Source organism: Pseudomonas sp. TE12508 (assembly GCF_056279485.1).
Map to the genome: position 1 here is coordinate 279,927 of NZ_JBWCCN010000007.1, position 21,596 is coordinate 301,522.

Consider the following 21,596-nt stretch of genomic DNA (forward strand, 5'->3'; position numbering starts at 1 on the left):
ATCCTGTTTACGCCGGGCGAACGCCTTCGTACGCATCTTGCAGCAGCTGCCGGATGGCCTTTGCTTCAATCGGTCTAGGATTCCAGTAGGGGTTGGACAAGGCAATGTCCGTCGCTCGATCGAGGTCGGCCTCGGTCAAGCCCAGGTCCTTCAGCCGGGTCGGTGCGCCCAGTGAGCTGGACAGGTCGAACAGTGCCGCCGCCGGGCTGCAATCCTCAACGTTCAACGCGCGGCAAATGCGCGACAAGGCCGGAGCGGCAGACTGGTTGTAGGCAATAGCATGTGGCAGCACGATGGTATGGGTCTGAGCATGGGGCAAGTTGAAGCTGCCGCCCAGGGTGTGGCAAAGCTTGTGATGCAACGCCATGCCGACGTTGCCGAGCACGGTACCGCAGAGCCAGGCGCCATACAGGCAGTCATCGCGGGCGTCGAGATCGCTTGGGTTGTGACGGATGGTTTTCATGCCGGCGGCGAGCGCCCGAATGCCTTCCTCGGCCATCAGCGACATCACCGGATTGCCGTCCTGGGCATACAAACCTTCGGCGGCGTGGGCAATGGCGTTCATGCCGCTGGTGATGGACATGTCGACGGGCAGGCTGACGGTCAGCTCCGAGTCGTAGATCACGGTTTTTGGAAGTACGCGCGGATCTTTGCCGGTGCGTTTGAGGCCGTTTTCGGTCAAGCCGAATACTGGCGTCATCTCAGAGCCGGCATAGGTGGTCGGGATCGCCAGGATAGGCAGCCCGGAATCCATCGCAATGGCCTTGCCGAGACCTGTGGTTGAGCCACCGCCAATCGCCACCGCGCAATCGGCGCCCAGCTTGCGTGCCAGCTCGCGTGCTTCACGGGCGGTTTCGATAGGCACGTGCATAACGGCCTTGTCGAAAATCTCCGCTGCGCGGCTGCCAAGTAACTGGGCGATATTTTCGGCTTGGGCGCGTTGTTCTGGTGTGCAGAGGACTAGCGCCCGCTTGGCGCCCAGTCGATCGATTTCCGCTTCCAGCTGTTGCAGCGAACCCTGGCCGAAGATGACGCGCGACGGTTGACCGTTATAAATAAAGGGGGACGTGGACATACGTCTATTCTCCGCAAACAGGTAGGGATGATGAACGGGTGGCGATAGGGGTCGGTTGATAGGCAAACAATTGCCAATTCATTCCTGTCCTCAGCCAGACATTTAACGTTCGGTTCTGAATTGTTTTAGCCTCGCCATGGGAAGTGATATCGGCGACCATTTCGCCAAAGACCATGGCGGTGTCTCCTGATTGATGGACTTTATGAACAACGTGTTGAATCCGGTGATAGATAGAAAGTCCATCACGCAAGTTCTTCATAAAGCTGTCGCGGTTATCCACTTTGCCACTGGAGTGGACATAACTGAGTTCGGGATGAAGTAGACACTGAATGTTCTCCAGGTCATTACTTTGCATCGCTTGATAACGTTGTTCTTCCAGCGCTGAAATCAACGCAGTGATGGACGGCTCGTTGCTCATGGGGCCCTCGAGATTGGCATTGATAATGGGATCGACGCCTAAGCCTTCGCCAGGAAGAAATCGAATTCCAGGGTATAAAAGGGATCGCTGCTGACAGTCCCGTCGGGAGTCTCGCCGGGAGGTTGTTGAGCCCAGTGGGTAATCAGCGAAGAACGCACGCCAAACACGGTATCGGAATCAAGGTAGGGATCACCTTCGCGGAAAACCTGGGTGACCAACCGTTTGTAACCGGGGGCACTGATCACGAACTCCAGGTGCGCCGGGCGCCAGGCATGGCGATTGAGCGCCGTGAGCATCGTGCCGACAGGGCCGTCATGGAGTACGCGGTGGCTTTGCGGCACAACAGTGGAAAAAAAGTATCGGCCAAGCGGGTCGGCTTGTAGCAAGGCACGCTCGGTTTCGCTTGCCACAGGATTATTCAAGTCGCCACCTGCCTGGCTGACCTGAAGGGTAGCGGACGGCACCGGATTGCCTTTGGCGTCGCGAATGGTGCCCCGCATGTACCCTTTGGCGCCGTGGAGCCCGGCACTGATGTCGGCGCCCAGGTCATACACCGTGGAATTGTGAATCTGTGGCACGTCGAAGGCTGTCGCCTCAGTGCAACCCGACGGCTTCCTGTCGTTCTGAGCCAGCACCAGGGTCGACAGGCCCAACGTGTGTGACAGCAGCACAAACTCTTGGCGATCGGACGAGCAGGCTTTGCCCACTTGTTCGAGAAAATCAACGCCGCTTCGCCACTCTTCTTCCGTCAGTTTGATGTCGCGAGCGAAGGCATGAAGATGTTGTACGAGGCTGGTCATTACCTCGCACAAGCGCGCATCAGCGGTGCTGCTATTACGCGCCAATACGGCTTGTGTAATGGTCGCTTCGTCCAGATTTCGCATCTTGACTCCTTGATTTTCTTAAGCGCAAGCACGCTCGGTGATTGGCGAGATACGTCTTGGGCCGCTCTTTTCAGGTCATAGCGCTGCACGTTATAGTTCCGCACAGCGTTGAAAAAGTCCGCCTGCGAAATTCTTTATTTCATATATGAAAAAATAAAAACGGAGCACTGAATGGATCGGCTGACCGAACTGGAACTTTTTGTAACGACGGCGGAAGTCGGCACCCTGACCAAAGCGGCGGAAATACTCGGGCTGTCGAATGCCGCTGCAAGCCGGCACCTGGTGGCGTTGGAACAACGGCTCAATGTCAGATTGATTGACCGCAACACGCGGCGCCTGGCTCTGACCAACTCCGGTCATCAATTTTATGCGAGCTGCAAGAGCCTGCTCGGCGAGTTGAAGGAAGCCGAGGCTTCGCTCAGCGAATCGCTGGTGCAGCCAGTCGGCACCCTGACGATTACCTCTTCAATCTCGTTTTGCATGCTGCATATCGCGCCGCTGATCCCGGCGTTTCGCAAGAAGTACCCGCATATCACCGTCAAAGTGCTGGGTGAAAACCGCTATTACGACATTATCGACAGCGAAATTGATTTGGCCATCAGGACCAAGGAATACGAGGCGGATTCCAACATCACCATTCGCCGCCTCGCCGAAACGCGTCGGGTGCTAGCCGCTTCACCCGGTTACCTGCAGCGCAAGGGCACGCCGCAGACCATTGACGATCTGGCCAATCACGATCTGTTGATCTACAGCCACGCCAACCAGCCCCGGGTCATGCGCTTTACCAAAGGCGATGAAGAACGCGTGGTGAAGGTCGACCCGATCCTGGAAACCAATGACGGCCAGATTGTCCGCGCCGCGGCCCTGGCCCATGGCGGCATCCTGGTGCAACCGAAGTACATCATCAATGCCGACCTGGTGGCGGGGCGCCTGATCCCGGTGCTGGATGATTGGGACTTGCCGCGCCTGACCATCAACATGGCTTTTCAAAGCCGTCGTTACATGCCGACCAAGCTGCGCGTATTCATCGATTTTCTGCTCGCGGATTTTGCCGAGCACGAGTACGAACGCTACTGGACGCGTTAACGCAGTTTCTCGCTGGACGGAATACACATTTATTTTTTTGATGGTATTCAGTGCGGCAAGTGCAAACTATGCTCCGTTCCGCTTGATCGGTTGAACTTCTCTTGTTCAAAGAGAAGTTGCTCCCTCCGTTTGAATAGTGCTCAACAACACGACAATAAAGGCGTCTGCGTTCGCCTGCGCGTTTAAAAACAAATCTAATAATAAGGAAACGTTAAGCCCATGAAAAACTTTGCCAAGTGCACGGTTGCGGTCAGCTTTTGCCTGCTGGTTCCCAATTTATCAAATGCCGCCAATGAAGCCTTTTCCAGTGATTCGCGCTGGATGACCGGTGACTGGAATGGCGTGCGCAGTGACTGGCTGGACAAGGGATTTGATATCGAACTGGGTTACACCGGGGAAATGGCCGCCAACGTACGCGGCGGTTATGACAAAGATCATACGGCGCGCTGGACCGAGCAATATGCGCTGGGCTTCAAGGCCGACCTGCAAAAAATCCTCGGTTGGGAAAATTCGCAGTTCCAGTTCACCGTCACCGAGCGTGACGGGCGCAACCTGACCAACGACCGCATCGCCGATCCTCGAGTGGGAGGTTACTCCTCGAGCCAGGAAGTTTATGGCCGTGGGCAAACCTGGCGCCTGACGCAAATGTGGCTCAGTAAAGGCTGGCTGGACGGGGCGCTGGACCTGAAATTTGGCCGCTTCGATGAAGGCTCGGACTTCAACAGCTTCCCGTGCGACTTTCAGAGTACGCCGTTCTGCGGCGCCCAGGCGGCGAACTGGATTGGCGACATTTGGTACAACTGGCCTGTCAGCCAATGGGCTCTGCGCGCACGCTACCAATTCGCTCCTGAGTGGTATGCACAGATCGGGGTCTTCGAGCAGAACCCTTCGTATCTGGAAACTGGCAACGGCTTCAAGCTCAGTGGCAGTGGAGCCAAAGGCGCGCTGATACCGGTTGAGCTGGTCTGGAGCCCCACGGTCAACTCGCTACCCGGAGAATATCGGCTGGGCTATTACAAGAGCACGGCCAACGCCGATGACGTACTGGAAGATCGCAATGGCAACCCCCAGCCCGCCACCGGCGATCAGTTCAAACAGCACTCCAGCCGTCACGGTTACTGGTTTGTCGCCCAGCAGCAATTGACCGCTCGCGACGGCGACAGCCAGCGTGGACTTTCGGTGTTTGCCAACTTCACCGCGCACGACAAGGCCACCAGCCGGGTCGATCATTTCATTCAGGCGGGCATCGTCTACAAGGGGCCGTTCGATGGCCGGCCAAAAGATGATCTGGGCGTGGGCATCGCGCAGGTCCACACCAACTCGGACTACCGCCAGCGTGCCCGTTTGCAGAATGAACAGAACGGCATTGCCGATTACGAGGATCCCGCCTATCTGCCCCTGCAGTACAACGAAGTGAGCAGCGAGATCTATTACGGGTTCCACGTCACCAACTGGCTCACCGTACGGCCCAACCTGCAGTACGTGAAGTATCCCGGTGGTGTGCGTGAAATCGATGCAGCGGTGATCGCCGGTCTCAAGGTCCAGGCGAAGTTCTAGCCCGGTAATGCCCTGCCACGATCAATGGACCAAGAACCGTGGCGGGGGCTGACTACAGTTTTCCACTCAGCGGAAAACACATTTGCCGTAGAGGCATTTTTTTTCCGTTTCAATGGCAGTAGTCTCAATTCCACTGAGCGTACAAATAATTTCAATAAAGGTTGACCTCATGTCCAACAATCAAAATGCCCCTTGTGCTTCGTCAAAGATTCTTTGGCGTATCGCAGCTATCACCACCATGGGATCGCTGGGATTTGGTTACGACACCGGAGTGATCTCCGGGGCGCTGCCGTTCATGACGCTGGATGCCAGCCAGGGTGGCCTTGGCCTGACGCCCATGACGGAAGGGCTGGTGGCTTCTTCGCTGATTTTTGGTGGCGCTTTCGGCGCTTTGTTCGCCGGTCAATTATCCGACCGCTATGGCCGCCTCGGTGTACTCAAGGCCCTGGCCATACTGTTTGCGCTGGGGGCGTTGGGTACCGCAGTAGCTCCTGATATATGGACCATGGTCATCACCCGCTTCATTCTGGGTATCGCGGTTGGCGGTGCGTCATCGACCGTTCCGGTGTTGATCGCCGAGTTGGCGGCACCCAAACACCGCGGTCGGTTGGTGTGTCAGAGCGAGTTGATGATCGTCTCTGGACAGTGCCTGGCCTACATCACCAGCGCCGGCCTGGCGCACCTGTTCGACAGTCCGTTCATCTGGCGCTACATGCTCGCCATTGCGCTGATCCCGGCGGTGCTGCTGTACGTTGGAATGCATTTTGTGCCGACCTCGCCACGTTGGCTGGTCAGCAAAGGTCGTATCGCAGAAGCCAAGACGACCTTGGCCGGCATCCGTGATACCCAGCGCGAGGCGGACCGCGAGCTGAAGGAAATCATTGCCCAGTGCAACGTCGAACGGCACCAAAGCGGTGTGCTCGGCAAGCTCAACGAACCCTGGTTGCTCAAGCTGCTGGCCATTGGTATTGGCCTGGGATTCGTTATCCAGTTCACCGGCGTCAATGCGTTCATGTATTACACGCCGATGATTCTCAAAGAGACTGGCATGGGTACTAATGCCGCGCTCGTCGCAACCATCGGTAATGGCGTGGTGTCGGTGATTGCCACCTTGATTGGCATGTGGGTGATCAACCGCATGGGCCGGCGCTCGATGCTGCTGCTGGGGCTGACCGTGGTGGTGCTGGCGCAAATCTTCCTCGGTGTCGTGCTCAACTTCATGCCGCATTCGCTCGTGCAAAGTTACCTGGCGCTGTCCGGCGTGCTGGTGTTCCTGTTCTTCATGCAAATGTGCATCGGCCCGGTGTATTGGCTGTTGATGTCAGAGCTGTTTCCGACCCACGCCCGGGGCTTGATGAATGGCATTTCAGTGAGCGTATTCTGGATTTTCAATGCCATCGTCGCCTTCGTCTTCCCGGTCCTGCTGAGTGTGATGGGCGGCATGACCTTCTTCCTGTTCGCGGTGGTGAACATCGGCTCGATCATCTTCTGCACGTTGTGGTTGCCGGAGACCAAGGGCCTGACTCTCGAAGAGATCGAACAGCAGATGAAGCAGCGCTTCAGCGGGCGCAGTAAATGGTCTGTTGTCGACGTCAAAGCGTATTGAGAACTGCCATTGCGGAGGCCGGCGCCCAACCTTAAAAGCCGGCCGGCCTTCAAGAATAACGATCAAGGATCTCGAATCATGACTGCTCACCTGGACACCGACATCGCCATTGGCGGCCTTTTCGAAGAGGAACATTCCGCCGAAATCGTCAATGCCCGAATCTCTGCCGACGCCAACCCGCGCCTGGCAGAAGTCATGGCGGTACTGACCCGGCATTTGCATGCAGCCATCAAGGAAATCGAGCCGACTCACGAGGAGTGGTTCAAGGCCATCGAGTTCCTGACTCAGACCGGCCAGATTTGCACCGACTGGCGTCAGGAATACATCCTGCTGTCTGATGTGCTGGGTGCGACCATGTTGGTCGATGCGATCAACCATCGCCGGCCCAAGGGCGCCACGCCCAATACCATTCTCGGCCCGTTCTACGTGGCCAATGCGCCGCACTACGAAAACGGCGAGAACATCTGCCTGGACGGCAAGGGTGAACCGACGCTGGTCAGCGGTCGGGTGCTGGATACAGACGGCCAACCGATTGTCGGCGCGACCCTGGATATCTGGCAGACCAACGACGATGGCTTCTACGACGTGCAGCAGAAAGGTGTGCAACCGGACTACAACTTGCGCGGGCTGTTCACCACCGATGCCGATGGTTATTACGCGTTCCGCACGGTCAAGCCGCGCCATTACCCGATCCCTGCCGACGGTCCCGTAGGCAAGTTGCTGGGTGATCTGGGCCGGCACCCGAACCGCGCAGCGCATCTGCATTTCATCGTCACCGCCAATGGTTACGACCAGGTCATCACGCACATCTTCACGCCCGACTGCCAGTACTTGCACGAAGACACCGTGTTTGGCGTGAAGAAAGAATTGATCGCCGAGTTCACCACTCAAAGCGATCCGGCGGTGGCCAAACGTTACGACTTGCCCGTGCCGTTCCTGGCGGTCAACTGGGATTTTGTTCTGACCCCGCTCTGATTAACCGACAACTGTCTTTGACCGTTCTCAAACCACTCATAAGTGATCGTCATGCCCACTAAAAATATCGAACTCCTTGCTGCCTATTGGACCCTCGCTGGCGATACTTATCCCGGCGCTCCCAGCGAAATCAGCCCGTTCTCCTTACAGGATCGTGCGCAAACCGCATCGAAAGCCGGTTGGCGAGGCATGGGGTTCGTCCATGCCGACCTGCTGCATAACGTCGACAAGTTGGGCATTTCAACGGTGCGCAACATTCTCCAGGACAACGGCATCAAACATGTGGAAGTCGAGTTCCTGACCGACTGGCACCTGGACGGAGAGCGCCGCGCGGCGTCGGACAAAATGCGCGACGAGCTGCTGGAAATTGCCGGCGAACTGGGCGCGCGCAGTCTCAAGGTCGCCGGCGGACTATTCGAAGACGGGCCACCGGATGTGCCGCGCATGCGCGAAACCTTCGCCCTGTTATGCGATCGGGCTCAACCCTTTGGCGTCAACGTGGTGATCGAGTTCCTGCCGTTTTCCAGCGTCTGCACCATCGACCGCGCTATTGCAGTGACCGAGAACGTACGCCCTAACGGTGGCCTTCTGGTGGACACCTGGCATGTAGCGCGTGGCGGCATGAGCTTCGATGAAATCGCCAAGATCCCGCTTGAATTGATCAAGTCCATCGAGCTGGATGACGCCAACCACGCCATCGTCGAAACGCTGTTCAACGACTCGACGCACTACCGCAAACTCTGTGGCGAAGGTGTATTGGATGTGCCGGCGTTTATCCAGCAGGTGGTCAATGTCGGCTATCGCGGGCCTTGGGGTGTCGAGCTGATTTCCGCCGAGTTGCGCAAGCTGCCCCTGGAAGTCGTGGCAAAGAGAGCCTTTGACACAACCCTCGCGCAATTCGAAGGCATCCAGTTCCCGAATTGATGCGCCGAAGCACGCTGACGTTTTGCCCATCTTCAACATCGAACAATAGCGTTTCAAGGAGATAACAAATGGTAGGTATCGCAGTTCTCGGCGCCGGTCGTATCGGCAAGATTCACGCAGCCAACGTGGCTGCCAGCAAGTTCGCCAAGCTGGTTGTCGTGGCGGATCCGTTCGCCGATGCCGCTCAGAGCCTGGCCGATGCCTTCGGCACCGAAGCCATGCTCGACTGCGAAGCGGCCATCGATCGCGACGATGTCCAGGCCATCGTTATCGGCACCCCGACCCACACCCATATCAACCTGATGCTGCGCGCCGTGCGCCAGGGCAAAGCGGTGCTGTGCGAGAAGCCGATCGACCTGGACATGGCCAAGAGCCTGGCCGCGGTGGAAGAGGTGGAGCGCCTCAACGGACGGGTCATGCTGGCGTTCAACCGCCGCTTCGAGTCCACGTTCGCCGAAATGCGCGCGGCCATCGATGCCGGCGATATCGGCGAAGTACGCCAGGTGATCATCAGCAGCCGTGATCCTGGTCTGGCGCCTGAAGACTACATCCAGCATTCGGGCGGTATCTTCCGCGACATGACCATCCATGACCTGGACATCGGTCGTTGGTTGCTGGGCGAGGAGCCAGTCGAACTGACCGCCATTGGCAGCCGCCTGATCGATCCGCAGATGATGGAAAAGTACGACGACTACGACACCGCGATGGTGCAGATGCAAACGGCATCGGGCAAGCAGTGCCATATCAACAACTGCCGCCAGGCGGTCTACGGCTACGACCAGCGCATCGAAGTGTTCGGCTCCAAAGGCATGTTGCAGATGGATAACCTGCGTCCAACGACAATCCGTCGCTGGAACCAGGACGTCACCGATGCGCGCGAACCGCTGCTGAACTTCTTCCTTGAGCGTTATCAGCAAGCCTACAAAGCCGAACTCGATGCCTATATCGAAGCGCTGGTGAAGGGCACGCCGATGCCGACCACCGTGCAGGACGGTCTCAAGGCCCTGAAGCTGGCTGATGCCGCCGTGGAGTCGGTCAAGACCGGGCGTGCGGTCAAGCTCTGAACTTGAACGGTCATTGGCTATCTCGGACAAGAACACCTGGAGAACATCATGTCTTACAAGCTTGAGAGTGGCGCCACTATTGGTGTGGCCTGCCTGGGGATTACCCACCCACACACGTCGGGCCGCGTCAAAGCCTTCAAGCGCATACCCGGCATGCAGTTTCTTGGCGCCTACGACGACAGCCCTTTGCTGGAGCCGTTCTGCGATGCGCTGGATTTGCAGGCCCGCAGCAAGGAAGAAATCCTCGCTGACCCGAACGTGCACGTCGTGTTGGTGCACCCCAAGAGCTACCTGATGGCCGACTGGGCCATTGAAGCGCTGGAGGCGGGCAAGGCTGTTCTCTGCGAGAAGCCGGCGGGCCGCGGTACCATCGACACCACTCGCATCGTCGACGCGGTCGAGCGTACCGGCGGGTTGTTCCAGGTCGGCTACTGCTGGCGCTATGCGCCGTCGGTGGAAAAAATGCAGCAGGTTCTGCAAAGCGGTGAAATCGGCAAGGTACTGCAGGTTCGCGCGCACGCGGGCTGTTCCCACGACGAGGCCGACACCAACCACATGAAACAACCGGGCGACCGTGGCGGTGCCTTTTATGTGATCGGCTGCCACACCATCGACCGTTTGCTGCTGCACTTCGGCATGCCCAAATCGGTCAATGCGCGGATTACCAAATTCGCCGGGCAGATGAGCGATTCGGCGCGCGAGGACGCCGTGGGTGCGGTGCTCAACTACGACGATAAGTTGATCACCATCGATTTCATGTCCTGGGACCCGATGCCCTGGACCGAGAGCTGGGACATTACCGCCTACGGTACTCACGGGGTGATGCATTCCACGCCGATGCCGGCGTCATACAAGCTTTACCACGATGGCAAGAACGGCCATCAGCAAGGCTGGACGCACTGGAACGAGAACAGCTTTCCGGAGATCTGGGCGGTGCGTAAAACCGTCTATTCCCCGGAAATTGCCGAGATCGGTAACCCGGTGTATTTCGATCGTGAAGCCGCTGCCTTCGTCCAGTCGTTGCGCACCGGAAGCCCTTCGACGGTGCCGGCCAGCCAGGCGCATAACATCAACGTGATACTCGAAGCGTTGTTCGAGTCCGCTGAGTTGAACGGCCAGGAAGTCATCCTGGCTAAATAGCAGTTTGTAATCCGTAGGCGAAACGCCCCCGCCGGCTCTGTAAACAGAGCCGGAAGGGCAGTTGCATCCCCGAGAAATGCCAACAACAAAAAGAAGAGGACACTATGCACAAGATCATCAAGGTTGCCGCGGCAGTATTGTTGGGCCTGGCCGTCAGTGCCTGCTCGAAAAATGAGACCAGCACCAAGGGCACGATTGGCATTGCCATGCCCTCGAAAACCGAAGCGCGATGGGTTTCAGACGGTAGCAGCATCGTCGATTCATTGAAGAAACTCGGTTACGACACCGACTTGCAGTACGCGCAGTACGAAGCGCCGACCCAGCTGTCGCAAATCGAAAACATGATGGTCAAGGGCATCAAGGGCCTGATTGTCGCGCCGATCGACGGTACGACCATGGCCGATGTGCTCAAGCAGGCCAAGGAGAAAGGCATCAAGGTCATTTCCTATGATCGCCTGATCCGCAACACCAAAGACTTCGACTACTACGTCACCTTCGACAACTACCGCACCGGCGTACTGCAGGGGCAGTCCATCGTCGACAAGTTGCAGCTCAAACAGGGCAAGGGCCCGTTCAACCTGGAAATCTTCGCCGGCTCCACGGACGACAACAATGCCCACGTGGTGTACGCGGGAGTGATGTCGCAGCTCAAACCCTACATCGACAGCGGCAAGCTGGTCATTCGCAGCGGCCAGCAATCCATAGACAAAGTAGCCACTCCAAACTGGGACGGCGCCCAAGCCCAGGCGCGTATGGATAACCTGCTCAGCGCCTTCTACGGCACCGCCCACCTGGACGCGGTCCTGGCCATGAACGATCAGATCGCCACTGGCGTGGTGTCTTCATTGCGCGGTGTGGGCTATGGAACGGGTAAGGCAGCGATGCCGATCGTGACCGGCCAGGATGCCGAGATTTCCAGCATCAAGTCGATCATTCGCGGTGACCAGACCTCGACCATTTTCAAGGACACCCGCGCCCTCGCCGATGCCGCCGCGCAAATGATGGATGCGACCTTGAGTGGCAAGACCGTCGTGGTCAACGACTCCACGTCCTACGACAACGGCTCGATGATCGTGCCGACCCAGTTGCTGACCCCACAACTGGTTGATGGCAACAACTGGCAGAAAGTCCTCGTCGATGACACCAAGTTCTACACGCCTGAGCAGTTGCGCTAAGGCAACCCGCGATTGGTGCGTGCTGGCAGGAGAGAAAAATGACAAAAACAATTCTCGATATGCGTGATATCCAGAAATGCTTCGGCCCGGTGAAGGCGCTGAGCCGGGTCAACCTCAAGGTCGGCGATGGCGAAATCCATGCGATCTGCGGTGAGAATGGCGCTGGCAAATCGACCCTGATGAAGATCCTCAGCGGCGTCTATCCGCATGGCAGCTTCACCGGTGAAATTGTCTTTGATGGCGCGCCGCGAACGTTCCAGGGGTTGCGCGATAGTGAGGCGCTGGGCATCTGCATCATCCACCAGGAATTGGCCCTGGTGCCCATGCTGTCAATAACCGAAAACCTGTTCCTCGGAAACGAGATAGCCCGTCATGGCGTGATTGATTGGGATCAAGCGCACCAGCGGGCCCGCGAGTTACTCGCGCGGGTCGGCCTCGATGCCCGGCCGCAGACCCTGGTGGGCAACCTCGGGATTGGCCAGCAGCAAATGGTGGAAATCGCCAAGGCGCTGGCCAAGGATGTGCGCCTGCTGATTCTTGACGAGCCGACCGCTAGCCTCAACGAAAAAGACAGCGACACCTTGCTCAAGCTGATGCTCGAACTCAAGGGGCGTGGCATCACCTCGATCATCATCTCGCACAAGCTCAATGAGATTGGACGGGTGGCGGACGAGATCACCGTGATCCGTGACGGCAGTACCGTCGATGTCATCGACTGTCGTGCCGAACCTATCGATGAAGTCCGGGTGATTCGCTCCATGGTCGGTCGCGAACTCTCGGACCGCTATCCGAAGCGCGTTCCTGACATTGGCGAAAAGCTGTTCGAGGTTGAAGGCTGGTCGGTCGGCGACCCGGAGCACTCTGGACGTGACCGCATCCGCAACATCAATTTCCACGTGCGTCGGGGCGAGGTGGTGGGCATCGCCGGGCTGATGGGCGCTGGCCGTACCGAATTCGCCATGAGTGTATTTGGCCGCTCCTATGGCTCGAACATCCGTGGCAAGGCGCGTCTCGAAGGGCGAGACGTTGACCTTGGCACCGTGCGCAAGGCCATCGATCACGGTTTGGCCTACGCCACCGAAGACCGCAAGGGCGCCGGCCTGGTATTGGGCGAGAGCATCACACGCAACACCAGCATGGCCAACCTGGCCGCCGTGTCCAAACGCTGGGTGATGAACGAACTGGCCGAGACCGCGGTGGCGGTCGATTTCCAGACGCGTCTGCGCATTCGTAGCCCGGACGTCCTGCAGGCGGTGGACAAGCTCTCCGGCGGTAACCAGCAGAAGGTCGTGCTGGGTAAATGGCTATTTTCCGACCCCAAGGTTTTGATCCTGGACGAGCCCACTCGCGGCATCGATGTCGGGGCCAAGTACGAGATTTACGCGGTGGTCAATCAGGTCGTCAGCGAGGGCAGGGGCGTCGTCATGATCTCCTCGGAAATGCCTGAGCTGCTGGGTACCTGTGACCGAATCTATGTGATGAATGAAGGGCGCTTTGTCGGCGAGTTTCCGATCGCAGAGGCATCGCAGGAAAAAATCATGCACGCAATTATGAAAAATGAGGTGATCCAGTGAGCGAAGTCAGCGTACCTCTCACATCCAAACCAACGGCGCTCACGTCATTCAAGCGCGGCGCGCGCGAATACGGTCTGCTGGCATCGTTGATCGTCATCATGGTGTTCTTCCAGGTGGCCACCGGCGGGGCGCTGATGCAGCCGCTCAACCTGACCAACCTGTTGTTGCAGAACAGCTACATCGTGGTCATGGCGCTGGGCATGCTGATGGTGATCGTCTGCGGCCACATCGACCTCTCGGTCGGTTCGGTGGTCGGCGTGATCGGCGCGCTAGCCGCCGTGCTGATGGTCCAGTATCGATTGGACTTCTTTACCGTAACGGTGATCTGCATGGCGGCGGGTGCGCTGATTGGCGCGGCGCAGGGTTACTGGGTCGCGGTGTGGGGCATGCCGTCGTTCATCGTCACCCTGGCCGGCATGTTGATCTTTCGAGGCGCGACCATCGCGATTTCCCAAGGACAGTCGATCGGGCCGTTTCCGCCAGCCTTTTCCGCGATCAGTTCGGGCTTCATCCCGGATGTCTTTGCCAACGAAAACCTGCGCATTACCTCGTTGCTGCTGGGGATCGCCGTCGCAGCAGCGTTCTGGGTGGTCGAGTATCGGAGTCGTAAACGCACCCTCAAGAGTGGAGGCAATGTCGCCCCCATGACCCTGTTCGCGCTGAAGAATGGCCTGGTCGCGGCGCTCATCGTGTACTTCTGCTACCTGCTCTCGACCTACCGCGGCATCCCTACGGTGCTGGTAATCATGAGTGTGTTGATCGGCGTGTACACCTTCATCATGAACCGCACCGTGATCGGCCGTTGGATCTACGCGGTGGGTGGCAATCTCAAGGCCGCCAAGCTGTCGGGGATCAACACTTCGCGGGTGACGTTCTTCGCCTTCGTCAACATGGGCGTGCTGGCGGCGGTGGCCGGGCTGATTTTCGTTGCTCGCCTTAACAGCGCGACACCGCGGGGCGGCACCGGGTTTGAGCTGGATGTTATCGCCGCGGTGTTCATCGGTGGTGCCTCGGCGTCCGGGGGAGTTGGCAAGGTGGTCGGCGTGGTGATTGGCGCTTTCATCATGGGGGTGTTGAACAACGGCATGTCGATCATGGGAATTGGCATCGACTACCAGCAGATGATCAAAGGCGCTGTGTTGCTGGCGGCGGTATTCGTGGACGTATATCAGAAGAGCAAAGGTTGATATGGCAGGCATGATTGGCACCGCAGGGAGACAGCGATGATCAAGCACATTGTGATGTGGAACCTGGAAGGTGAAACGCCTGAACAGCACAGGCAGGCATGCTTGTTCCTCAAGGAGCAGTTTGAAGGGCTGGCCGGGCTGATACCTGGACTTTTGAAGATTGAGGTCGGCGTGGATTTGAGTCGAATCGACTATGCCTGCGACGTGGTGCTCTACAGCGAGTTTGATTCGCAGGAAGCTTTGGATGCCTATGCCTCCCACCCTGAGCATTTGCGGGTGAGGGGCGAGTTGGGGAACTCACGCATCGCGCGGCATCAGGTCGACTATTTGTCCTCGTAGGCGACGGTAAGAAGTGATGAGGGTGGCGGGAGGGGCCAGAAAGTTTGCTCCCCACCTTCCACCTTTGACCTATTCCGACGATTCGGACGCGCTTTAGCATTAGTTAAATTGAACGCGTGGGTGCTGAGGACATCTACCCTCACACACGAACTGTTGGGGCACGATGAAAGAAGCGCAAAGAAGATTGGCTAATGCACTCAGAGAACTCAAGGCCCCATTCTCTCGATGAGGACTTATCTCAAGTCGATCCTGCGCAATTGATACCGCCAGCTTGATGACATTCCTCCAACTGGCTATGGGCAGACCCCAGTAGTGTGCCTTGGAATGATTCCCTTTTTTGCTCTTGATGCACCCAAAAAACAAGTCCAGAATCAAGTCCATTCCTGCTTAATGAATTAAATAAAACCCTTAGATTTCAATGGGTCGGACACCAGATGCGAGTCTCGTTTCCCGCTCCAGATGCTGATCTAAAGAGTTCCTCGGAAGCTGTAGATCATTGAAAATTGTCGCTTCGGCCTTTTTTTTGTTCCAGTGATTTTTACCGAAAACCACCTCAAGCCACGCACTTTGCGTACATCAATAAGCACATCGAAATCCGGATTCAAGTTGACATGCCCGTGACAGTGCTCAGGCGGCGGGGGAAGTGTTCGGGCTACAAGCTCTCTACCTGGGATGTCGGGGCTCGAACGGCGAGTCCCGCGAACGATGCTCCAGCGTCGACATACCGCAAGGCAGACTTCACGTCTTTCCAGCCTACGTAACTCATCAGCGATTTGATGTCCCAGCCATTGGATGAGGCCCAGGTTGCAAACCCTCGACGCATTGAGTGGCTGCTGTACAGGTCTGCCGCGACACCAGCCTGCTTAAAAATACGACGAAGCATCGGGATCAGACTGTTGGAGTTGATGCCGTCCTCAGCAAGATTTCCCCAACGATCTACCTTCCTGAACACTGGTCCGCGAGCAATGCCGGCCACGGTGATCCAGTTGATATAAGCCTGCACGGGGCACAGCTTCCTGAGGGCTGGGGTGTGGAATGTCGCGCCCAAGTGTTGTCGATCACCTTTGCTGTGGGGCAGATAAAAGGTAATGCCGGCTCCCGCTTCTGCCTGGGTGTGCTCGACCTGCAGGCGTGCCAGCTCGTCACCGCGAAATCCCCTCCAGAATCCGATCAGCACCAAGGCGATGTCGCGTCGGTGCTTCATCACACTCCTGTAATCGCCACGTTCAGCCGCCAGAGCCGCTTCGCGCTCAAGCCAACCAACGGCTTGTTCGAGGTGAAGTAGAAGGAGAGGGGCGGCCTGTTTCTCTTGGGTCGGATGCAAGGTGCGGATGCCCTTGATCATTTGCTTAACGGTGGGTGTCTTGGTTGGATCAGGAAATCCCTGCGTGATGTGCCACTGAGCCAAGGCGGCCAGGCGCTGCTTCAGCGTGCTGATGGTGTGTTTGTCTGCGTACTCGGCAAGGTAACGCACGATGCCATCCCCAGTCGCCGGCAGAAACCCGCCCCAGGTTACTTCGAAGTGCTCCACCGCCGCGCGGTAGCTGCGCCGGGTATTGTCCCGGGTGCCGGCTTGAAGATAGCGATCCGCCTTGTTCATCTCGTTTCTACGCCAAACGTACCTTTTCCCGCGATGGAAAAAGCGAAAATCAGCCCTATGATGCGATAACGCTCAATTATTTTATCAAAGAAAAGCTCTCATATTGTTCTTTTTTTGGCAGTAAAGTGCTATGTATATACGTGGTATGTAAAGCAGTACGAAATCGTAGGAGAGAAAAATGGCACGCGGCGGAATTAATAAGGCGATTGTCCAAAAAGCCCGGGAATCGCTGCTGGCTCGGGGAGAGAATCCGAGCATCGACGCCGTGCGCATCGAGTTGGGAAATACCGGCTCAAAGACAACTATTCACCGTTATTTGAAGGAAATAGAAGATTTTGACCCTCGACCGCGGGCCTCTAGAGAGCGGCTGAGTGATGAATTGACTGAGCTTGTTGCCGGCCTCTTAGAGCGAATGACAGAGGAGGGCGGCGAAGCTCTTGCGTACGCCCAGGCGCGCTTCGACGAACAGCGCAGCGAGCTGGAGCAAAAGCTCGACGGCTTGAGTGCCGAACTCACCTCATTGCAGCGTGAAATGGATAGTCAGAAAGGAGCGTTAGTGCTTCAAGCGGATGAGTTGCAGATTTGTCAGACAAGCCTGCAAGCCGAGCTCACCCGCAATGCACGCCTGAGCCAAAATTGCGGTGACTTGGAAATTCGCGTGCAGGAGAAGGATGAGCAGATCCGTTCTCTGGAAGAAAAGCACCTTCACTCCCGCGAGGCGCTGGAGCATTACCGCAATGCGGTCAAGGAACAGCGTGACCAGGAACAGCAACGACACGAAGGACAGGTGCAGCAAGTTCAGGTTGAGCTGCGCCAACTCCAGCAGACGTTGATGGTCAAGCAGGACGAACTGACTCGACTCAACAGAGATAACGAGCGCTTGCTGAGTGAGGCTCGGCAGCTGGCCAAAGCGGCGGCGACGCATGAAGATGCGGCGGTTCGATTGGCCGGTGAGATTGCCACCATGAAGACAGCAGTCGCCAAGGCTGACGGTGCGAAAGAAGCGCTTCAGGAACAGCTCGGTATGTCGCGCGCGGAATCCAAGCGGTTAGAGGAGGGCCTTTCACGGGCAAGTGCGCAATTGGTCGAAGCCACGAGGTTGTCGTTGCACTATTCAGCGGAGCTCACTCAGCTACGACAAGCCGCGGGTCATCCGCACACTGACAATGAAAGCTCCACGAGATAAGGCCAGAGGAGAGTTAAATTGATCACATTTGACGCGGTGTGCCGCGGTTCGGTTGCAAGCACTCTTGACCTCAAATATGCGCATGAGCGCCTAAGTCAGATGGTTTTTTCGGACGATTGTTCGGGGCCACTGAAGCGCGCCGGGCGACTCAAGTCTCAAGCGAAGAAGGTGGCGCCCAAAATGAGCAGGGGGAGTCTTGATGCGTATAAGGGTAAAGAAACGCCGCTGTGAGTTTCTAGGTATTGTTTTGAGTTGCATACTAAGTACACATTCCGCGTTCGCTTGCACAGCGCTGTAACTGTAAGCGACCATCACATATCAGTGATGGCAATTGGGCATAAATTGCGACGGCGACAGGCCGTACTGGGGCGATTTCCGCCAGTGACGTCAGGCCTGGATCCCCCATCCTAGAGAGATCGTTCGGGTCGGCCACCAAATGAAAGGCGTTCCACGCCCAGCCCGCAAGCCTCGTGAAAATTCTCTTACATCGACTTGATCGAAACCACTTTCACAAATCGGAATTTTTTCTTGGCCGCCCTAGTAGCTTCTTGCTCGGCTAGGAGGGTACTTAGCGTATCGGCCTCATGGACCATCTCGCGGGTCTCGCCTTCAAATTCATTGCCCACTCGAAGCGTGACTCTCAGCCTGGGTGTAAATGTTTTCGCGACTTTCTTTTTCTCTGCCACTTTCGCCGGCTGCGTGATCACGATATCCGAGACAGGCTTTTGCACTGGAGGCTCACTGCATTGCGGAGCTTGCTCGCTACCACCGAACAGCGCCCGGCGCATTTCTTCTTCAGTTAAATCTGGATTCATGCCAATTCTCAGAGGGGTGTTATGAGTTGCTAGTGCGATTCTATCAGCATGGCGAATTTATACAGTCGAGAGTCCCGTCTGCTCAGGTCTAATCCCTTGCAACCACGGCTGGAGGATTTAGGTTCGCCATTTATCGATACGGCTACGTGAGGCCGAACCACTGCTGACTGAGGCGACGGATAGCACACGTAACTTTTGACGTGTTCATATCAGCGCGACTTGCCGCTCCCGAGACTTTCCTTCAGGGGGAGCCTCCATAATCGAAGGACCACAACCCAAACAGACATTCGAGAAAGGCAGAAATTGGCTAATTTTTGCCTGTCGCCACTGCTATCACTGGGTCGAAAGGTGCCTGTCAGGAAGGCTGCAACCGCCCCAAGCAAACACTGTGGCGTCAATGTTGCTGCATCGAACGGTTCAATAGGTCGGCTCGCAAGCTGTATGCTGACGTGTTGATTCAAGACATAGGTAGAGGGCAGCAATGAAGATCACGGGAAGAGTCGAGATCGAGACAGTCATTGACGTCTTGTGTGATGCATGCAGCAGTTCCACGCGTTCTGAGAATGGCGGACTTCAATACGCCAGCCTCCACGCTCACTGGGGTTATGGCACCAGACATGACGGCGAGCGGTATGAGCTGCATCTCTGTGAGGACTGCTTCTTCAAGACTATTGCTTACCTCAAGCAGGAACGGCGGACCGAGAATTTGTTCAGCGACACAGCTGCTGACGCCCCTGATGATTTTGGCTTGGTCGCAAGGGACGATTTCTTCGGAGACGAGGGGAATCGTTAGGCCGTCCATTGTTTATCCGTCCGCGTACCACTCCCGAACAACAAGCACTTAGGGAAAGCGTCTGCTCTTGGCCGTTTCTGCCTGCGGTGACCGGTTGAATCCACAGCCAAAAGTGGGCATTCGATTTTCGCTATTCATCAATCTCCCGAGCGTGCGAAATTACCAGCCCTTCAATTTCTCTCAAAGGCAGGCTCATGACCTCCACCCTGGCAGTCTCGGATATTTTAAGTCCATGGAGTGGGGATGCCCCCACAGGACTAATTCAGCGTTGCAGAGAGGCATGGGACACACCTCTAGAGAGTTTGAATGATCTTATGGTCGCTACTTTTTTGAATCAGAACATCGCGACCACACCTGCTCATCGCGCCGCATGAAAGACCAGGAACGAGATGAAACCGAGTACTTCGACGGCCAGCTTCTCGAAGCTATCGAGCGCTTGCAATCCGGGGAGTAATTCATCCCGACGGTTCGACACGGACTATCTATATTGGGTCGCTTTCTGTCTCACGCGACTGGCAGAGAACGGCCAATAGCGGACTAATGCCCGCATTCGTGGCTGGATTGGAGTGCAGCGGAAACCAGTCCGGAGAAAATGGGCACAAGCAACTAACAATTAAACTAAGGGGCGAACTTCAGCCAATCCCAGCGAACGAAGTTGGCGATTTTAACCGATTGTTATACATTATCTATTAGTTCAGCTCTAATAATCCTCAAGGGGTCTATCGTTAGGCCGTGAGAATTAAAACAAGTATTCGCCCTGTCCGCCGCTTCTACGGGCTCATCACCATCGACAATTGAATGAAGATACCAAAGCGCCAGTGACAACTCATGTTGCCCGGCCTCTCCTACGAACGTGACAACATATGGCTTTGTTATTGACCTGTATCGCATGACAAGTTTGTCATAGTTTTCACCAAGTAAGGTTCCTGCTATATCTTCAATCATTTCTGGAACATCTATGTAGCTGTGATTGAGTCCAGGAGCATGAACCGCTACCTCTTTAAAAAGGACAGCAAAAGGCCCTTCGTCAGCAGGGGTTTGTTTCCCTTGGATTGACATGCTGAATTGATTATTTCCTTTCCTCTCTATTCCAGAAGATAGAGAAATTAGAGCTAACTCTATCTCTTTCTTTATGGTGCTCTTAGGAAGAATCCCTCTTATGTGGAAGGAGGCTATATCATTAGTTCTTGTACCATGAAACCACATCGCTTTAAACTCTGGCCTAGAGCTTCCAAGTGCATCGCAAATCTTCTTGTAAATATATTCTTCCGGTCGGTGGTACTGATAAGGATTTAGTGGCTTTAGCAGTAAGATAAGAGTCGTTTTGTCTGTATTCAATATTTTACAGACAGTTGACCATGCTGTGTTTTGGTCGGAACAGTCTAAGATCATTTCCGTTTTCATGGATTTGGTCGCTGATTAGGCTAACGGACGCGGGACGGGCTTTAGCCCGACCCAGTGAGCTGAGCAAACGATTTGAACCAATTGTTATGTGTCAAAGCCACTTCTAAATTATGCCAGCTTCTTTTTGTAGTTTTTTAATATAATTATTTAAAGATTTATTAAAAGCAGGGATGGTGTCACTTACAAACCCCCAATCAAAAGATAATAAGGCACTACTCCAGCCCACGCTATAAATAATCCCGTCTTCTTCGAGTTTTTTATCACCATGCTTCAGTATAAAGCTTTCTTGATCAAAGTGAGCGCCATGCTTGTCGCGGTATGCTCTGGCAGCTTCTATAAATTCATTAAACTTGACTTTAACATCACCAGAAAACGCCTCTAAAATTATCTCATCGAGAATCGGTTCCCTAAATGGTCTCTTGTTGGGGGCAATAACCCCTGCTTTCCCATAGCCGTCGTTAAAAATAGTGCAGAATTTAATTATTATTTCATCAGTTATTAGCTCATCAACAAGCTGGACATCATGAATATCAGGAAATAAGGATCCATGTTCTTCTTCAAAGCTATTCAATGCCTCCCCATCAAGTCGCAGGCCAGTTTTTAATCTTCTTCGCTCAATATCATATAATTTGGTAATTTGCTGCGGCCTTCCAGTATTGCAGAAGCGATCAACTCGCTGCCTAAGTGCTAAAAGATCAATGATTCTATTGAGGGCTATTTGCCACAAATATAACCTGCCGAGAGCTTCTTTCACTATTCATCACCATTATTTAGCACTGATAACAAAATTGAAG

At 55.7% G+C, this 21,596-nt stretch carries 21 protein-coding genes; 14 read left to right on the top strand and 7 right to left on the bottom strand.

The window, feature by feature from the left end; all coding sequences use genetic code 11:
• Positions 1–7: 7 nt before the first annotated feature.
• The 3 genes from ACZ9IM_RS12235 to ACZ9IM_RS12245 are packed head-to-tail and all read right to left on the bottom strand — an operon-like array spanning position 8 to position 2,377.
• Positions 8–1,075 (bottom strand): maleylacetate reductase, encoded by a 1,068-nt coding sequence (locus ACZ9IM_RS12235; RefSeq protein WP_476224032.1) that lies wholly within the window; start codon positions 1,073–1,075, stop codon positions 8–10.
• A gap of 4 nt (positions 1,076–1,079) precedes the next feature.
• Positions 1,080–1,493: a nuclear transport factor 2 family protein gene (locus tag ACZ9IM_RS12240; RefSeq protein WP_476224033.1), complete on the bottom strand. Its 414-nt coding sequence runs from the start codon at positions 1,491–1,493 to the stop codon at positions 1,080–1,082.
• A 38-nt stretch (positions 1,494–1,531) separates the two neighbouring features.
• The gene (locus ACZ9IM_RS12245; protein ID WP_476224034.1) at positions 1,532–2,377 is read right to left on the bottom strand and encodes a dioxygenase; all 846 of its coding nucleotides are present in this window, start codon (positions 2,375–2,377) and stop codon (positions 1,532–1,534) included.
• A gap of 171 nt (positions 2,378–2,548) precedes the next feature.
• Here ACZ9IM_RS12245 and ACZ9IM_RS12250 point away from each other — a divergent pair, with 171 nt between their 5' ends.
• The 11 genes from ACZ9IM_RS12250 to ACZ9IM_RS12300 all read left to right on the top strand — a co-directional run bounded on the left by ACZ9IM_RS12250 (position 2,549) and on the right by ACZ9IM_RS12300 (position 15,004).
• Positions 2,549–3,463 (top strand): LysR family transcriptional regulator, encoded by a 915-nt coding sequence (locus ACZ9IM_RS12250; protein WP_476224035.1) that lies wholly within the window; start codon positions 2,549–2,551, stop codon positions 3,461–3,463.
• A gap of 219 nt (positions 3,464–3,682) precedes the next feature.
• Entirely contained in the window at positions 3,683–5,020 is a 1,338-nt protein-coding gene (locus ACZ9IM_RS12255) for a carbohydrate porin (RefSeq protein WP_476224036.1), read from the top strand.
• A 145-nt stretch (positions 5,021–5,165) separates the two neighbouring features.
• Positions 5,166–6,626 carry a sugar porter family MFS transporter gene (locus ACZ9IM_RS12260; RefSeq protein WP_476224068.1) on the top strand — a complete coding sequence of 487 codons (1,461 nt, stop codon included), beginning with the start codon at positions 5,166–5,168 and terminating at the stop codon, positions 6,624–6,626.
• 78 nt (positions 6,627–6,704) lie between these two features.
• Positions 6,705–7,601 carry an intradiol ring-cleavage dioxygenase gene (locus ACZ9IM_RS12265; protein ID WP_476224037.1) on the top strand — a complete coding sequence of 299 codons (897 nt, stop codon included), beginning with the start codon at positions 6,705–6,707 and terminating at the stop codon, positions 7,599–7,601.
• 51 nt (positions 7,602–7,652) lie between these two features.
• Positions 7,653–8,525, top strand: coding sequence for a sugar phosphate isomerase/epimerase family protein (locus tag ACZ9IM_RS12270; protein WP_476224038.1), 873 nt, complete (start codon positions 7,653–7,655; stop codon positions 8,523–8,525).
• A gap of 68 nt (positions 8,526–8,593) precedes the next feature.
• Complete coding sequence (iolG, locus tag ACZ9IM_RS12275) at positions 8,594–9,589, top strand: inositol 2-dehydrogenase (RefSeq protein WP_476224039.1); 996 nt, start codon at positions 8,594–8,596, stop codon at positions 9,587–9,589.
• Between the two features lie 48 nt (positions 9,590–9,637).
• Complete coding sequence (locus ACZ9IM_RS12280; RefSeq protein WP_476224040.1) at positions 9,638–10,729, top strand: Gfo/Idh/MocA family protein; 1,092 nt, start codon at positions 9,638–9,640, stop codon at positions 10,727–10,729.
• 104 nt (positions 10,730–10,833) lie between these two features.
• The gene (gene chvE / locus ACZ9IM_RS12285; protein WP_008073799.1) at positions 10,834–11,904 is read left to right on the top strand and encodes a multiple monosaccharide ABC transporter substrate-binding protein; all 1,071 of its coding nucleotides are present in this window, start codon (positions 10,834–10,836) and stop codon (positions 11,902–11,904) included.
• Between the two features lie 38 nt (positions 11,905–11,942).
• Complete coding sequence (mmsA, locus tag ACZ9IM_RS12290; RefSeq protein ID WP_476224041.1) at positions 11,943–13,478, top strand: multiple monosaccharide ABC transporter ATP-binding protein; 1,536 nt, start codon at positions 11,943–11,945, stop codon at positions 13,476–13,478.
• Positions 13,475–14,665, top strand: a complete 1,191-nt coding sequence (gene mmsB / locus ACZ9IM_RS12295) for a multiple monosaccharide ABC transporter permease (protein ID WP_476224042.1) — start codon at positions 13,475–13,477, stop codon at positions 14,663–14,665. Before mmsA ends, mmsB begins: the two co-directional genes overlap by 4 nt.
• A 36-nt stretch (positions 14,666–14,701) precedes the next feature.
• A complete protein-coding gene (locus ACZ9IM_RS12300; protein WP_008073804.1) occupies positions 14,702–15,004 on the top strand; it encodes a Dabb family protein in 303 nt (100 codons plus the stop codon).
• A 652-nt stretch (positions 15,005–15,656) separates the two neighbouring features.
• Here ACZ9IM_RS12300 and ACZ9IM_RS12305 read toward each other — a convergent pair.
• Positions 15,657–16,604 carry a site-specific integrase gene (locus ACZ9IM_RS12305; protein WP_476224043.1) on the bottom strand — a complete coding sequence of 316 codons (948 nt, stop codon included), beginning with the start codon at positions 16,602–16,604 and terminating at the stop codon, positions 15,657–15,659.
• Between the two features lie 178 nt (positions 16,605–16,782).
• Here ACZ9IM_RS12305 and ACZ9IM_RS12310 point away from each other — a divergent pair, with 178 nt between their 5' ends.
• A complete protein-coding gene (locus ACZ9IM_RS12310; protein WP_476224044.1) occupies positions 16,783–17,790 on the top strand; it encodes a DNA-binding protein in 1,008 nt (335 codons plus the stop codon).
• An 18-nt stretch (positions 17,791–17,808) separates the two neighbouring features.
• Positions 17,809–18,021, top strand: a complete 213-nt coding sequence (locus ACZ9IM_RS12315; RefSeq protein WP_476224045.1) for a hypothetical protein — start codon at positions 17,809–17,811, stop codon at positions 18,019–18,021.
• Between the two features lie 251 nt (positions 18,022–18,272).
• Here the strand turns inward: ACZ9IM_RS12315 and ACZ9IM_RS12320 are convergent, their stop codons facing one another.
• A complete protein-coding gene (locus ACZ9IM_RS12320; protein ID WP_476224046.1) occupies positions 18,273–18,605 on the bottom strand; it encodes a hypothetical protein in 333 nt (110 codons plus the stop codon).
• Positions 18,606–19,086: 481 nt separating this feature from the next.
• Here ACZ9IM_RS12320 and ACZ9IM_RS12325 point away from each other — a divergent pair, with 481 nt between their 5' ends.
• Positions 19,087–19,398 carry a hypothetical protein gene (locus ACZ9IM_RS12325; RefSeq protein WP_476224047.1) on the top strand — a complete coding sequence of 104 codons (312 nt, stop codon included), beginning with the start codon at positions 19,087–19,089 and terminating at the stop codon, positions 19,396–19,398.
• A gap of 675 nt (positions 19,399–20,073) precedes the next feature.
• On the opposite strand, the gene ACZ9IM_RS12330 is transcribed toward ACZ9IM_RS12325, so the two are convergent.
• Both ACZ9IM_RS12330 and ACZ9IM_RS12335 read right to left on the bottom strand, forming a co-directional pair.
• Positions 20,074–20,802: a hypothetical protein gene (locus ACZ9IM_RS12330; protein ID WP_476224048.1), complete on the bottom strand. Its 729-nt coding sequence runs from the start codon at positions 20,800–20,802 to the stop codon at positions 20,074–20,076.
• Between the two features lie 103 nt (positions 20,803–20,905).
• Complete coding sequence (locus ACZ9IM_RS12335) at positions 20,906–21,556, bottom strand: hypothetical protein (protein WP_476224049.1); 651 nt, start codon at positions 21,554–21,556, stop codon at positions 20,906–20,908.
• Between the last annotated feature and the right edge of the window lie 40 nt (positions 21,557–21,596).